General features: G+C 70.3%; 13 protein-coding genes. 10 read left to right on the top strand and 3 right to left on the bottom strand.

What is annotated here, in order from left to right:
* The first annotated feature begins 130 nt into the window (after positions 1–130).
* From ACX80J_RS00710 to ACX80J_RS00675, 8 genes are all read left to right on the top strand, one after another.
* On the top strand, positions 131–1,372 hold the full coding sequence (locus ACX80J_RS00710) for an MFS transporter (protein WP_459346489.1): 1,242 nt from the start codon (positions 131–133) through the stop codon (positions 1,370–1,372).
* A gap of 137 nt (positions 1,373–1,509) precedes the next feature.
* The gene (locus ACX80J_RS00705; protein ID WP_459346488.1) at positions 1,510–2,487 is read left to right on the top strand and encodes an N-acetylglucosamine kinase; all 978 of its coding nucleotides are present in this window, start codon (positions 1,510–1,512) and stop codon (positions 2,485–2,487) included.
* A 288-nt stretch (positions 2,488–2,775) separates the two neighbouring features.
* On the top strand, positions 2,776–3,894 hold the full coding sequence (locus ACX80J_RS00700; RefSeq protein WP_459346931.1) for an ABC transporter ATP-binding protein: 1,119 nt from the start codon (positions 2,776–2,778) through the stop codon (positions 3,892–3,894).
* Positions 3,895–3,896: 2 nt separating this feature from the next.
* Positions 3,897–4,592 carry an ABC transporter permease gene (locus ACX80J_RS00695; RefSeq protein ID WP_459346487.1) on the top strand — a complete coding sequence of 232 codons (696 nt, stop codon included), beginning with the start codon at positions 3,897–3,899 and terminating at the stop codon, positions 4,590–4,592.
* Complete coding sequence (locus ACX80J_RS00690) at positions 4,592–5,338, top strand: ABC transporter permease (protein WP_459346486.1); 747 nt, start codon at positions 4,592–4,594, stop codon at positions 5,336–5,338. Before ACX80J_RS00695 ends, ACX80J_RS00690 begins: the two co-directional genes overlap by 1 nt.
* Positions 5,335–6,300: an ABC transporter substrate-binding protein gene (locus ACX80J_RS00685; RefSeq protein ID WP_459346485.1), complete on the top strand. Its 966-nt coding sequence runs from the start codon at positions 5,335–5,337 to the stop codon at positions 6,298–6,300. Before ACX80J_RS00690 ends, ACX80J_RS00685 begins: the two co-directional genes overlap by 4 nt.
* Before the next feature lie 85 nt (positions 6,301–6,385).
* The gene (locus tag ACX80J_RS00680) at positions 6,386–7,603 is read left to right on the top strand and encodes a pyridoxal phosphate-dependent aminotransferase (protein ID WP_459346484.1); all 1,218 of its coding nucleotides are present in this window, start codon (positions 6,386–6,388) and stop codon (positions 7,601–7,603) included.
* Positions 7,604–7,634: 31 nt separating this feature from the next.
* Positions 7,635–8,534, top strand: a complete 900-nt coding sequence (locus tag ACX80J_RS00675) for a PPK2 family polyphosphate kinase (RefSeq protein ID WP_459346483.1) — start codon at positions 7,635–7,637, stop codon at positions 8,532–8,534.
* Between the two features lie 4 nt (positions 8,535–8,538).
* Here ACX80J_RS00675 and ACX80J_RS00670 read toward each other — a convergent pair whose 3' ends face one another.
* Together ACX80J_RS00670 and xseA are read right to left on the bottom strand one after the other, a co-directional pair.
* Positions 8,539–8,847 (bottom strand): exodeoxyribonuclease VII small subunit, encoded by a 309-nt coding sequence (locus ACX80J_RS00670; RefSeq protein ID WP_459346482.1) that lies wholly within the window; start codon positions 8,845–8,847, stop codon positions 8,539–8,541.
* A gap of 77 nt (positions 8,848–8,924) precedes the next feature.
* Positions 8,925–10,220, bottom strand: a complete 1,296-nt coding sequence (gene xseA / locus ACX80J_RS00665) for an exodeoxyribonuclease VII large subunit (RefSeq protein WP_459346481.1) — start codon at positions 10,218–10,220, stop codon at positions 8,925–8,927.
* Positions 10,221–10,391: 171 nt separating this feature from the next.
* Between xseA and ACX80J_RS00660 the strand changes: the two genes are divergently transcribed.
* Positions 10,392–11,300, top strand: a complete 909-nt coding sequence (locus ACX80J_RS00660) for a hypothetical protein (RefSeq protein ID WP_459346480.1) — start codon at positions 10,392–10,394, stop codon at positions 11,298–11,300.
* The gene (locus ACX80J_RS00655) at positions 11,297–12,388 is read left to right on the top strand and encodes a 4-hydroxy-3-methylbut-2-enyl diphosphate reductase (protein ID WP_459343702.1); all 1,092 of its coding nucleotides are present in this window, start codon (positions 11,297–11,299) and stop codon (positions 12,386–12,388) included. Before ACX80J_RS00660 ends, ACX80J_RS00655 begins: the two co-directional genes overlap by 4 nt.
* A gap of 15 nt (positions 12,389–12,403) precedes the next feature.
* Here ACX80J_RS00655 and ACX80J_RS00650 read toward each other — a convergent pair whose 3' ends face one another.
* On the bottom strand, positions 12,404–13,717 hold the full coding sequence (locus tag ACX80J_RS00650; RefSeq protein WP_459346479.1) for a DNA recombination protein RmuC: 1,314 nt from the start codon (positions 13,715–13,717) through the stop codon (positions 12,404–12,406).
* Positions 13,718–13,734 lie beyond the last annotated feature (17 nt).

Raw genomic sequence — 13,734 nt, 5'->3', positions numbered from 1 at the left:
CCTGTGTTGCGCAGGACGCTCAAAAGGGCATCCAGGATCTTTGCAGGACGGTCGATCCAGCTCATCCTATAGAGGTCCGAGGCGAATCGCGCCCGGTGAGTTCCGACGCGTACGAGCAGGAAGAAGTGGGATGAGCGTTCTCAACGAACTCCGGATGAGGCCGGCAGCGACCGAGCGCCGCAGCTGGGACGCGTCCCTGGCCGCCCGCCTCGCGCTCGCCGTGACGGTGATCTCCACCCTCCTGATCGGGGCCAATCTCGCCACGCCGATCTATCCGCTCATCCAGGCCGGCCTCGGACTCACACCCTTCGCCGTCACCGTCGCCTTCTCGTCCTACGTCATCGCGCTGATCGGTGGGCTCGTCCTGGCAGGCCACTGGTCGGACCACATCGGACGGCGCGCGGCGCTGGTCCTCGCCATCGTCCTGGGGCTGCTCGGCGCTGCACTGTTCGCCGTCGCGACCTCGCTGCCGATGCTGGCGGCGGGTCGCGCCCTGCAGGGAGGAGCGGTCGCACTGGCCACGGGTGCGAGCGCCGCTGCCCTCCGCGACCTCCTGCCGACACGGCCGGACTGGGCCTCCAGATTCACGCTGATGGCCTCGGCCGGGGGAGTCGCAGCCGGTCCCGTGATCGGCGGGCTCCTCTCGCTCCTGCCGGCCCCGACCCGCACACCGTTCGTCATCTACCTCGTGGTGCTCGCCAGCCTCCTGGTACCGCTCCTGCTGCTCCGCGCCCGGCCCGCGATCCGGCCCGCCGCTGCCGACCGCCCGCTCGCGGCCCTGCGTCCCCGCAGGCCGGCGGTGTCACGGGATGCGCGCCGGTCCTTCTGGACCGCCTCCGCCGTCGGTTTCCTCAGCTTCGCCGTCTTCGGCTTCACCTTGAGCCTGGCACCCACCTGGTTCGCGGGGATCGCGGGCACCGCCTCCCGGCCACTCATCGGCCTCCTCGCAGCGCTCGTCCTCGGATCGTCGGCCGTCAGCCAGGTGCTGTCCCCCCGGGGCAGGTTCGTGGTCCCGGGAGGCCTCGCCGGCATGGCGCTCGGAATAGGGCTCCTGCCGCTCGCCCAGGCCATGGGCAGCCTGCCGCTGCTGGTCGGAGCATGCATCGTGGCGGGTTTCGGACAGGGCATGGCCTTCCGCATCGTTTTCAACGAGGTGTCGTTGAAGGTCGATCCGGCCCTCCACGCGCAGACCGTGAGCGCCGTGTACGTGCTCACCTATCTTGGGAGTGCCGTCCCCGTCCTCGGGCTCGGCGCGGCCGCCGGCATCTGGGGACTGAACGCCTCGGTCACGGTCTTCGCACTTGCGATCTGTGGAGTGTGCGCGCTGCTCGCGGCGGCATCACTGGTCTCCCGGACCCGCGCCTCGCGGTAGGCCTCCGCCGATCCGACGCCGATCCGACGCCGATCCGACGCCAATCCGGTGCCCTGCCGGCGCCCTGTCGGCGCCCTGGCATCCCACCCCGGGCGCCCGCGGTCCTGGGCGGGCAGTCCTGTTTGTAGGCTGTAGCCATGTCGAACACCGCCGCGCCGCAGCCTCCGAGTCAGTCCTCCGGTCCCCGTCCGGACGGCCCCGCGGCTGGTGCCGCGGGTAGCGCGCCACGCGTCGTCGTCGGCCTCGACATCGGTGGTTCCAAGACCCATGGAGTGCTGTGGCGCGACGGCACGCTCGCTGCGGAGGCCAGGGCAGGAAGCGCCAACGTCCAGAACGTGACGCAGGATGAAGCCGCCCGGAGCCTCGGCCGGCTCTTCCGCGAGCTCGTGCGGGAGGGGCAGGTCGGCGGGATCGACCGCGTCGTCGCCGGATCCGGGGGAGTGGACACCGCTGCGGATGCCGAGCGCCTCCGGGCCCTGATCGCTTCCCACGCGCCGGGAGCAGGGATCGACGTCGTCCACGACACGCGGCTGATCCTGGCCGCCGGAGGCGCACGGGTGGGCATCGCCGTCATCGCCGGCACCGGGTCCGTCGCCTGGGGCGTCGGGGAGGACGGCAGGGAAGCGCGCTCCGGCGGGTGGGGATACCTCCTCGGTGACGAGGGCAGCGGCTACTGGGTGGCGCGCGAAGCCGTGCGGCGGACGCTGCACCGCAACGACCTCGGCATGCTCCCGGATGCGCTCGATGAAGCCGTCCTCGCTCTCAACGGCGTGGGGACCCCGACGGAGCTGATCGGGCTCTTCCACTCCGGGGCCGGGCGGACCTACTGGGCCGCGCAGTCCAGGGCCGTCTTCGATGCGGCGCGCGACGGGCATCCCGACGCGGCGGACATCATCGACCGCGCGGCCACGGACCTCACCCGGCTCGTGCTCGACGTCGCGAGCGTGATCGGCGTGCCGGGGCCGGTGGTCCTGGGCGGGGGCCTCGCGATGCACCAGCCGGACCTGCAGGACCGCCTCCGCGCCCGTCTCGCGGCGGAGGGCACCACCGAGGTCGTGTTCCTCGACAAGGACCCGGTGATGGGCGTCCGGTTCCTTGTCGAGGGTGCCCGGTAGGACCGGATGCCGGCGCCGCCCCCGGGATCCCGGGCGGGCCGGGCGCACAGGAGCCGACCGCGGAATGCAGCCGGGACCCATACACGGCCTTGCCTGCTGCGAACTCATGGTTAGACTCAGAACCTCCGACAGCTTGAACTGACCGCTGCGCCCCCGGGCCAGCAGAAATCCAGACGGCAAGCCGGAACCGCCTCGTGCGGCCCGCGGGTGCAGCCCGGCCGAGAAGCTCCTGCCACGAAAGGCGCAGCTGCCATGACATCCTCCGACCAGGCTTCCGGCCGGCGCCCCATGATCGAGTTCCGCAACGTCACCAAGACCTACGACGGCGGACGCCCGGCGGTGGACGACCTCACCATGGACATCGACCGCGGCAGGATCACCGTGTTCGTCGGACCGTCCGGCTGCGGCAAGACCACCTCGCTGCGCATGATCAACAGGATGGTCGAGCCCACCGCCGGCCGGATCCTCCTCGAAGGCCAGGACGTATCGCAGGGGAAGGCCGCGGAACTGCGGCGCTCCATGGGGTACGTCATGCAGTCCTCGGGCCTCCTGCCGCACCGCTCCGTGCTCGACAACATCGCGACGGTGCCGCGCCTCAACGGGGTCGGGAAGGCCGACGCCCGCAGGCGCGCCCAGGAACTGCTCGACGTCGTCGGCCTGTCCGCCGACCTGGGCAGCCGTTATCCCGGCCAGCTCTCCGGTGGGCAGCAGCAGCGCGTCGGAGTGGCACGCGCCCTCGCGGCCGATCCGCCCGTCCTCCTCATGGACGAGCCCTTCAGCGCGGTGGACCCCGTGGTCCGCGCCGAACTGCAGGAGGAACTGCTGCGCCTGCAGCGGGACCTCGCGAAGACCATCGTGTTCGTGACCCACGACATCGACGAGGCGACGATCCTCGGCGACAAGGTGGCCGTGTTCGCCGTCGGCGGCCGCCTGGCCCAGTACGCGGCGCCCGAGGAGATCCTCCGGGCACCCGTGGACGATTTCGTGGCGGGATTCGTAGGACGCGACCGGGGCTTCCGCCACCTCTCCTTCCAGGAGGGCGGCAACCTGATCATCCACCCCGTCGAGACGATCGAGGTGGGCCTCCTCGCGGACCCCACCGTCTCGGTGCGTTCGCCGTGGACCCTGCTGGTGGATGCCCGGGGCCGCCCCCACGGCTGGGTCCCGCAGGCCACCCGCGGCAGCATCACCCGGCAGGCGGACGCGGTCCCCGGCGGGTCCCTGTACCGGCGGGGGGACACCCTGCGGCGCGCGCTCGACGCCGCGCTGTCCTCGCCGTCGGGGCTGGGCGTGGCCGTCGACGACGACGGACGGGCGATCGGCGTCGTCCATGCCGCGGAGATCTTCGAACTCATCGAATCGGCGCGGCTGGACCGTGGCCGCGCCGAGCACAACACGGCGGTCTAGCCATGGACTGGTTCCTCGCCAACCTCGATTTCGTCTGGCTGCACACGCGCCTCCACCTGTTCCAGGCGATCGTGCCGCTGCTCCTCGGTGTCCTCGCCGCCGTGCCGATGGCCCAGCTCGCCCGCAGGAATCCCGTGGTGGGATCCGTCCTGCTGACCGGCTCGTCCATCCTCTACACGATCCCGTCCCTCGCCATGTTCGTGTTCCTCCCCGTGGTCCTCGGCACCAAGGTGATCGACCCCGTCAACGTCATCGTGGCACTGGCGATCTACGCCTTCTCCCTCCTGGTCCGGTCCACCCTCGACGCGCTGAACTCCATCGACGACGGCGTACGACAGGCCGCCGTCGCGATGGGCTACACGCCCGTCCGCCGGTTCCTGACCGTGGACCTCCCGCTGTCGCTGCCCGTGCTGTTCGCCGGACTGCGCGTGGTCTCGGTCACCAACATCTCGCTCGTCAGCGTCGGCGCGCTGATCGGGGTCCCCAGCCTCGGGACGCTGTTCACGGACGGGCTGTTCCGGTCCTTCCCGACCGAGATCGCCGTCGGGATCGGCATCATCCTGCTGTTGGCGCTCGTCCTGGACCTCCTCCTCGTCCTTCTGGAACGCCTGCTGACACCGTGGACGCGCAGGGTCCCCGCCGGCGGCAGGCCGGCGGAGGAGATCGTCGCGCTCGAGGCGAAGGTGGCGGGCGCCTGATGGACTACTCGAGCAGCAACCTCCTGGTGCAGATGGCGGAGTGGCTGACCGCTCCTGCCAACTGGGAGGGCGACCGCGGCATTCCCACGCGCGTCGCCGAGCACCTGGGTTACACCGGGCTGACCATGCTGATCGCCCTGACGATCGCGGTACCGATCGGGCTCTACGTGGGGCACACCGGTCGCGGCCGCGTGGTGATCGTCTCCGGCGTGGGGATCCTCCGCGCCCTGCCGACGCTCGGCATGGTGTTCCTGTTCGTACTCCTCGCGGGCCTCGGGCTCATGCCGCCCATCTGGGCGCTCGTGCTCCTCGCCGTCCCTCCGCTGCTGAGCGGGATCTATGCCGGCATCTCGTCCGTGAACCGCACCGTGGTCGATGCCGCTCGGAGCATGGGCATGACCGAGTTGCAGATCCTGTTCCGGGTCGAGGTGCCCAACGGCCTGCAGGTCATCCTCGGCGGAGTGCGTGCGGCCGTCCTGCAGGTCATCGCGACCGCAGCCGTCGTCGCCTTCATCAACCTCGGGGGACTGGGGGTCTTCCTCGTCGAGGGAACGCAACTCGCGGACTACGGGCGCCTCTTCGGCGGCGCAGTGGTCATCACCGTCCTCGCGATCGCCGTCGATCTGCTGATGGGACTGCTGCAGAAGCTCGCCATCTCACCGGGACTGCGGACGTCCGGCCCCGGAAAGACCCAAGGATCTGGCCGGCAGAAGGCCGTCGCCAGTGCACAAGGAGGAACACCATGAAGAACCTGTCAGCACAACGCGCCGGACGGCGCGCTTTGATGGGACTGGCGGGCGGCCTCACGGCCACGCTGGCGCTGACCGCCTGCGGGGCCAACAGCGACCCCCAGGGCGAGACGGCGGAGACCGCCACGGCAGGCCGCTCCGTCGTCGTCGGTTCGGCTGATTTCCCCGAGAGCCAGATCATCGCCGAGATCTACGCGGGCGCACTCACCGCGGCAGGCGTCGAAGCGACCACCAAACCCAACATCGGCTCGCGCGAGATCTACTACTCCGCCGTCGAGGACGGGTCCGTCGACATCATGCCCGACTACAGCGGCAACCTGCTGCTGTTCGCCGATCCCAAGGCCACCGCCGAGTCCGCCGAGGACATCGTCGCGGCCCTTCCCGACGCCCTCGCCGCGAAGTCGCCCGACCTGAAGCTCGACGTGCTCGAGCCCTCGCAGGCCGAGGACAAGGACGCGCTCGTCGTCACGGCCGCGACCGCGGAGAAGTACGGCCTCGAGTCCATCGCGGACCTCGCGGAGGTCTGCGGGGAGATCACGATCGGTGCCCCGAGCACCTTCCAGGAGCGTGCCTACGGCCTGCCCGGCCTCAAGGCGAAGTACGACTGCGAGCCCGGCGGCTTCGAGGCCATCAACGACGGCGGCGGCGAGGTCACGCTGAAGGCACTGCTGAACGACGACGTGCAGGCAGCCGACATCTACACGACGACGCCGTCCATCGAGGACAACGACCTGGTGGTCCTGGAGGACCCGAAGAACAACTTCATCGCCCAGCAGGTCCTGCCGCTCGTCAACACGGAGACCGTCGGCGAGGAGGCGCAGAACGTCCTCAACGAGGTGTCGGCCCAGCTGACCACGGAGGACCTTCTGTCACTCAACCGCGAGGTCAGCGGGGACGAGAAGCGGAACCCGGCGGACGCGGCTGCCGACTGGCTGGCGGAGAAGGGACTTGCGGGCTGAGTCCTGCGGACCCGTTCCCTGCAGGGGCCCGGTGTTCGGCATTGCTATGCCGCGCACCGGGCCCCTGCTGTGGCATCCTGATCAGATGGCCACGTACAAGCAGTCGGAAAAACTCCGTAACGTCCTCTACGACATCCGGGGGCCGCTGCTCGAACACGCCATGACCATGGAGGCCCAGGGCCACCGGATCCTGAAGCTCAACATCGGCAACCCGGCGCCCTTCGGGTTCGAGGCGCCCGACGCCATCCTCGTGGACATGATCCGCAACCTGCCGAAGGCCCAGGGCTACAGCGACTCCCGCGGCATCTTCTCCGCGCGCACCGCCGTGGTGCAGTACTACCAGAGCCGAGGCATCAACTCGATCGACGTCGATGACGTCTACCTCGGCAACGGCGTCAGCGAACTCATCACGCTCTCCATGCAGGCCCTGCTCAACGCCGGCGACGAGATCCTGATCCCGACACCGGACTACCCCCTCTGGACCGCGTCCGTGGCCCTCGCCAGCGGCACGCCCGTCCACTACCTGTGCGACGAGGAAAGCCACTGGTGGCCGGACCTCGAGGACATGGCCTCGAAGATCACCCCCAACACCAAGGGCATCGTCCTGATCAACCCGAACAACCCGACGGGTGCGGTGTACCCGAAGGCCATCCTCGAGGGGATCGTCCGCCTCGCCCGCGAGCACGGGCTCATCCTGTTCGCCGACGAGATCTACGAGAAGATCCTCTACGACGACGCCGTCCACATCAACGCTGCGTCGGTCGCCGGCGACGACGTCCTCTGCCTCACCTTCAGCGGCCTCTCGAAGGCCTACCGCATCGCCGGGTTCCGCAGCGGCTGGATGGCCATCTCCGGGCCCAAGCGCGACGCCGCGAACTACATCGAGGGCATCAACCTGCTGGCCAACATGCGGCTGTGCGCCAACGTCCCCGCGCAGCACGCCATCCAGACAGCGCTGGGCGGCTACCAGAGCATCAACGACCTGATCCTGCCCGGGGGGCGCCTGAAGCAGCAGCGCGACAAGGCCGCGCAGATGCTCAACGCGATTCCCGGCGTGAGCTGCGAGGTGGCGCAGGGCGCCCTGTACCTCTTCCCGAAGCTCGATCCCGAGGTCTATCCCATCAAGGACGACGAGAAGTTCGCCCTCGACCTCCTCAAGCAGCAGAAGATCCTGATCTCGCACGGCAGCGCCTTCAACTGGGTCACCACGGACCACTTCCGCATGGTGACACTGCCGAGTGTGGAGGTCATCGAGGACGCCATCGGGAGACTCGCCGACTTCCTGTCCACCTACAAGCCCTGACCGTCCCGGGACGCCCGACGCAGGAGAATCCATGGCACCGAAAGCCGCCGGCACTGCGAAAGCCGCCGGCACTGCGAAAGCCGCCGGCACGGCCGACACCGCCGAACTGCGGCGGCTGCTGCTGGCGGGCCCGGACTTCGTGCTGGACGCCGTGGACCCGCACTCCACGCCGGGGTTCGACGGCGGCAAGAAGGCCGGGACCGCTGCACTCGCCGCCGGTGCGGATACCCTCTCCTTGCTGCAGGAGAAACTCTTCGCGGAGAGCCGCACCGGAAGCGGCATCGCCGTCCTGCTCCTCCTGCAGGGGATGGACACCTCGGGCAAGGGCGGGATCGTCCGCCACGTCGTCGGGCTGGTCGATCCGCAGGGCGTGCAGCACTCCGCGTTCAAGGCTCCGACGGAGGAGGAACGGAGCCACGACTTCCTCTGGCGCGTCCGTCGGCAACTCCCGGAAGCAGGCATGATCGGGGTTTTCGACCGGTCGCACTACGAGGACGTCCTGGTCCATCGTGTGCGGGGCCTCTCGCCTGCCGATGAGGTCGAGAAGCGCTACGGGGCCAGCCGGGCGTTCGAGAACGAGATCGCGGCGTCCGGCACCCGGATGCTGAAGGTCATGCTGCACATCAGCAAGGACGAGCAGAAGGCCCGGCTCGCCGAACGGCTCGACCGCAAGGACAAGTACTGGAAGTACAACCCCGGCGACGTCGACGAGCGCGGGTACTGGCAGCAGTACCAGGAGGCCTACCAGGCGGCCATCGAGCGGACGAGCACCCCGGAGACCCCGTGGTATGTGGTGCCCGCCGATCGCAAGTGGTACGCCCGGCTCGCGGTGCAGCACCTGCTCACCGCGACCCTGGAGGACATGCAGTTGAGCTGGCCGCCGGCGACCTTCGACGTCGAGGCCGAGAAGAAGCGCCTCGCCGCGTCCTGATCCGCTACCCCTCGGCCTTGTCCCGCGCGGCCGCGAGCCTCACCTTCGCCCCTTCCAGCCACGCCTCGCAGCGATCGGCCAGGGCCTCGCCGCGTTCCCAGAGGGCCAGCGACTCCTCGAGGCTCACGCCCCCCGCCTCCAGCCGGGCCACGACGGCCACGAGCTCCTCCCGCGCCTGCTCGTAGGACAGCGTGTCCACGTCCGGGCGGCGTGCCTCCGGCCGGCCGGCGTCCGGTTGGCTGTTCTCGGGCTGGCTGTTCTCGGGTTGGCTGTTCTCGGGTTGGCTGTTCTCGGGCTGGGTGTTCTGGCTCATGGTGTCTTCCTCATCTGCTGGTGGTCGAGTGTCCGGGGACCGGGGACCGGGGACCGGGGACTGTCGGGTGGCCCGGGTCATCGGGTGCCGGACGGCGAGGACGCTTCCCGGGCGACCGCGCCGAACCTCCCGCCGGCGACCCGGATGCGCAGGGTCTCGCCCGGCTGCACGTCCGCCGGCTCCCTGACCACGTGCCCGTCGGCCGTCTGCACCACCGCGTACCCGCGGTCCAGTGTCTTCTGCGGCGACAGGGACCGGACGCGTTCGCGCAGGTGATGGATCGAGTCCGCCTCCCGCTCGACTGCGGCGGAGATGGAGCGCAGCGCGCGGGATCGAAGCCGCTCGACGTCGGCTTCTCGGACGTCGATCATTCCTTCCGGTCGTGCCAGCGACGGGCGGGACCTCAGGTTGGCGAGGCTCTCGCTCTCGCGGTGCACCAGGACCCGGATCGACCGCTCGAGCGCGGCACGCGCCTGACCGATCCGGCCGAGTTCCTCCGAGACGTCCGGCACCACGCGTTTCGCCGCGTCCGTCGGCGTCGAGGCGCGCAGGTCCGCCACCTCGTCGAGCAGGGGCCGGTCCGCCTCGTGGCCGATCGCGCTGACCACCGGGGTGCGGGCCATGGCGACGGCCCTCACCAGGGATTCATCGCTGAACGGCAGGAGGTCTTCGAGTGCCCCGCCGCCCCGCGCGATGATGATCACGTCGACCTGCGGGTGGGCGTCCAGCTCGGCGAGCGCCGCGGTGACCTGGGCGACGCTGCTGACGCCCTGGACGGCCACCTCGCGCACCTCGAACTCGACGGCCGGCCACCGGAGCGCCGCGTTGCGCATCACGTCCTTCATGGCGTCGGAGTCCCGGCCGGTGATGAGCCCGATGCGGTGGGGGAGGAGGGGCAGCTGCTTCTTGCGGGCCGCTGCGAACAGTCCTTCGGACGCCAGGGCCTGCCGTAGCCGCTCGATCCGCGCGAGGAGGTCGCCGATCCCGACGGGCCGGATGTCGATCGTCTGCATCGACAGGCGCCCCGTCTTGACCCAGAAGTCCGGTTTGAGCCGCGCCACGACCCGGGAGCCGCGATCGAGCGGTGCGGAGACCCGGTCCATCACGCTGCCGTAGACCGAGAGGGACAGGGACACCTCCGAGTCGACGTCGCGGAGCGTGATGTAGCACATGCTCGCGCGGCGGTTGAGTTCGATCACCTGCCCCTCGACCCAGGCCGCGGGGGCGCGGTCGATATGGGCCTTCAGTTTCTCGGACAGGAGATGGAGCGGCCATGGCGCGTCCGGTGACGTCTCCGCTGCCGTCGCCGGGACCGTCGACGCCGGCCGGGGCGTGCCTACAGCGGGCTGCGCGCGGATTCCCTCGCTCGTCATCGGTGTCCTGTCCTTCGGGAGGCGGTTGCCTCCGGGTGTTCCACGGGAGAATGCACTGTCCATCTCTACCACCCCCGACCCACGGCATCCCGCCCGGCAGGACCACGCGGGCCGTGCCGGCTCTCGCTGGAGCGGGCATAATCGGAGGTTCGACCTCCAGTAAAGGATTCCATGCGGACGTTCGTCTCTGCCCTCCTGGGCCTCCTCGCGCTCGTCGTCGCCTCGGGCGGGCTGGTGTCGGCCTGGCTCGACGAGAACCTCGTGGAGGAATCCGGGTTCATCGCGCTGGCGGCTCCGCTGGGGGACGACGCCGACTTCCAGACGGCGCTCGCGGAGTCACTCGCGCAGGAGGTGACGGCGGGTACCGCGCTGCCCGAGCAGCTCGGTTCCCTCGTCGAACCACTCGTCCGGGATGCTGCGGGGGCGGTCACCCGCTCATCCGCTTATCCGGCCGCCTGGGCCGAGACCCTGCGCCTCTCCCACGCCGTCACCTTCGCGCAGGCGCCCGATCCCTCGGAAGCGGCACCGGCCGTCCTGACCCTCGATCTCGGGCCGGTCGTCGGGCTCGTGGCGGACAGCGTCGGGACAGGTCTGGGCGTGGACATCCCGATCCCCGAGGACACCACGGTCGAGGTCGGCTCCCTGGCACGGGGCGGGCTCCTGCACGGGATCGCGGATCTGGTGCAGGACTGGCGGCTGTACCTCGCGGGTGCCGGGGTGCTGGCGCTGCTGGCCCTCGTGATCGCACGACGGCGGGGCACCACGCTCGCGCTCCTGGGCCTCGGGGTCGCGGGCATCGGTGTGCTCGGCATCCTCGCGGGGGACTGGGTGCCCGACGCCGCAACCAGGGCACCCGGTACGGGCGCCGTCGCCGACGTGTTCATCCGGGGGCTGGCGCAACGGGCCGGAGCCGACATCGCGGACTCCAGCGTGCCGGTGCTCGTCGGCGGCGTCGTCGCCGTCCTGGTCGGTGTGGTCGGGCAACTCGCCGTCGGCCGCGGACGCAGGGCTCAGCTTCCAGCGGAGGGGCCGCCGGTGGACCGGGTCGCGCATTCGCGACCCGGTAGAATCGGGGAATGACCAGTACCACCGTTCAGGTCCCCATGCCCACCATCCCGCGCAGGCGCCGCTCTCCCGAGGACGTGCTCGCCGCCGCGCCGGTCGGGGAGAAAAAGGTACTGCTCGCAGCGCCCCGCGGGTACTGCGCCGGCGTGGACCGCGCCGTCATCGCCGTCGAGAAGGCGCTGGAGCACTACGGGCCGCCCGTGTACGTGCGGAAGCAGATCGTGCACAACCTGCACGTCGTCTCCACGCTCGAGGCGAAGGGCGCCATCTTCGTGGACGAGACCGACGAGGTCCCCGAGGGTGCCCTCGTGGTCTTCTCGGCCCACGGCGTCTCACCCGCCGTCGTGCAGTCCGCGGAGGACCGGGGACTGCGGACCATCGACGCCACCTGCCCCCTGGTGACCAAGGTGCACAAGGAGGCCCAGCGCTTCGCCCGTGACGACTTCGACATCCTCCTGATCGGCCACGAGGGCCACGAGGAAGTGGAGGGCACGGCGGGCGAGGCCCCCGAGCACATCCAGATCGTCAACGGCCCGGAGGACGTCGACAAGGTGCAGGTGCGCGACCCCGAGAGGCTCATCTGGCTCTCGCAGACCACCCTGAGCGTCGACGAGACCATGCTGACCGTGAACCTGCTCAAGCAGCGCTTCCCGACCCTCCAGGACCCGCCCAGCGACGACATCTGCTACGCCACGTCGAACCGCCAGGCCGCCATCAAGAAGATCGCGCCGCAGACGGACCTCGTGATCGTCGTCGGGTCCGCCAACTCCTCGAACTCCGTCCGCCTGGTGGAAGTCGCGCTCGAATACGGGGCCAAGGCAGCCCACCGCGTCGACTTCGCCAACGAGGTCGACGAGTCCTGGTTCGAGGGTGTGGCCACCGTCGGCATCTCCTCGGGCGCCTCCGTGCCGGAGAACCTCGTGCAGGACGTGCTGCGACTGCTCGCCGAGTACGGCTACGGACAGGTCGAGGAGGTCGTGACGGCCCAGGAGGACATCATCTTCTCCCTGCCCAAGGAGATCCGGGCCGCCCTGAAGGCCATGGGTGACCCGTCGCAGGGTCGTGGCGGCCGGGGCCAGCGGCAGGACCGCACGCTCAACTGATCCTCCCGGCGCTCCCTACCCGTCGGTCCCGTCGAGGAGCTCGTGGGCCGTCAGGGAGCGGGGAGTGGCGTCGATCGCGGCCTGGCCCGGGCCGCCCGGCGCACCGGCGCGCTGCGCACGGGCCGTGCCGAGCAGACTCACGTCGGCCCCTGCCTCCCCACCACCGGCCGCCGCATCGACGACGTCCAGGGATGCCGAATCGAACGCCCCGATGCGCCGGGCCGTGGGAAGCACGCGGGATTCGAGGGCGCCCACAAAGGAGTTGTAGCGTTCCACCGAGGTCTTGAGGGACGCTCCCAGGCGGGTGACGTGCCCACCCATGGTGCCCAGGCGCTCGTACAGCTGCTTCGACAGGTCGAAGAGCTCACGCGCGTTGTCGGTGAGCACGGCCTGCCGCCAGCTGAAGGCCGCACCCTTGAGGATGCCGAGCAGGGACACCGGTGACGCGAGGGCGACGTTCTGGCCGAAGGCGTAGTCGAGCAGTTCGGGATCGGCACGCAGGGCTTCGGAGAGCACCGACTCGACCGGGATGAAGCAGATGACCAGCTCGGGGGAGTTCGCGGCGCCTTCCCAGTACTTCTTCCGCGCCAGGGCGTCGATATGGGCGCGGAGCGCCTTGCCGTGCTGCCGGAGCAATTCGGCGCGCCGGGCCTCGAGGGCGGCCGTGTCGGCGTCGTTGCCGGCCGTGCCCGCAAGCTCCTGCGCGGCGAGGAAGGCGCTCAGGGGCACCTTGGCGTCGATGACCAGTTGCTTGTCGCCCGGAAGCTGCACCACCATGTCCGGCCGGGCGCGCTCGCCGTCGTCGCCCGCGCTGAAGGACACCTGCTCCAGGAAGTCCACGCGTGAGAGCATGCCGGCTGCCTCCACGACGCGGCGCAGCTGGATCTCACCCCACTGGCCGCGTGCGCTGTTGCTGCGCAGGGCGCCGGCGAGCGAGGAGGTCGTCGAAAGGAGGCGTGCATCCGCTTCGCGTGCCTCCTCGAGCTGCCGTGCGAGTTGCCCGTACTGTTCCAGGCGGTCGCGCTCGAGCAGGCCCACCTGCCGCTGCACCTGGGTCAGCTTCTCCGCGACGGGAGCGAGCGCACGCAGGACGTCGTTGTCCGTGGACGTCTTGCCGGTCAGCTCGCGGTTGTGCTGCTGCAGGAGGTCGCGCTGGGCGACGGCTGCCGCCAGGTCCGTCGTCGTGCTCCCGAGGCGCGCTGTCGCGTCGTCGAGCTCGGCACGGAGGTCCGCCGTGCGCGGGGTGAGATAGCGCGCCACCAGGAAGGCGCCGACGGCGCCCCCGAGGACGAAGGCGAGGAGAACGAGGAGGACGGCCGTGGTGCTCATGTCCACACTGTCGCAGG

The organism is Arthrobacter rhamnosi, from assembly GCF_054510975.1.
This window is presented reverse-complemented; position numbering and strand designations above follow the sequence as displayed.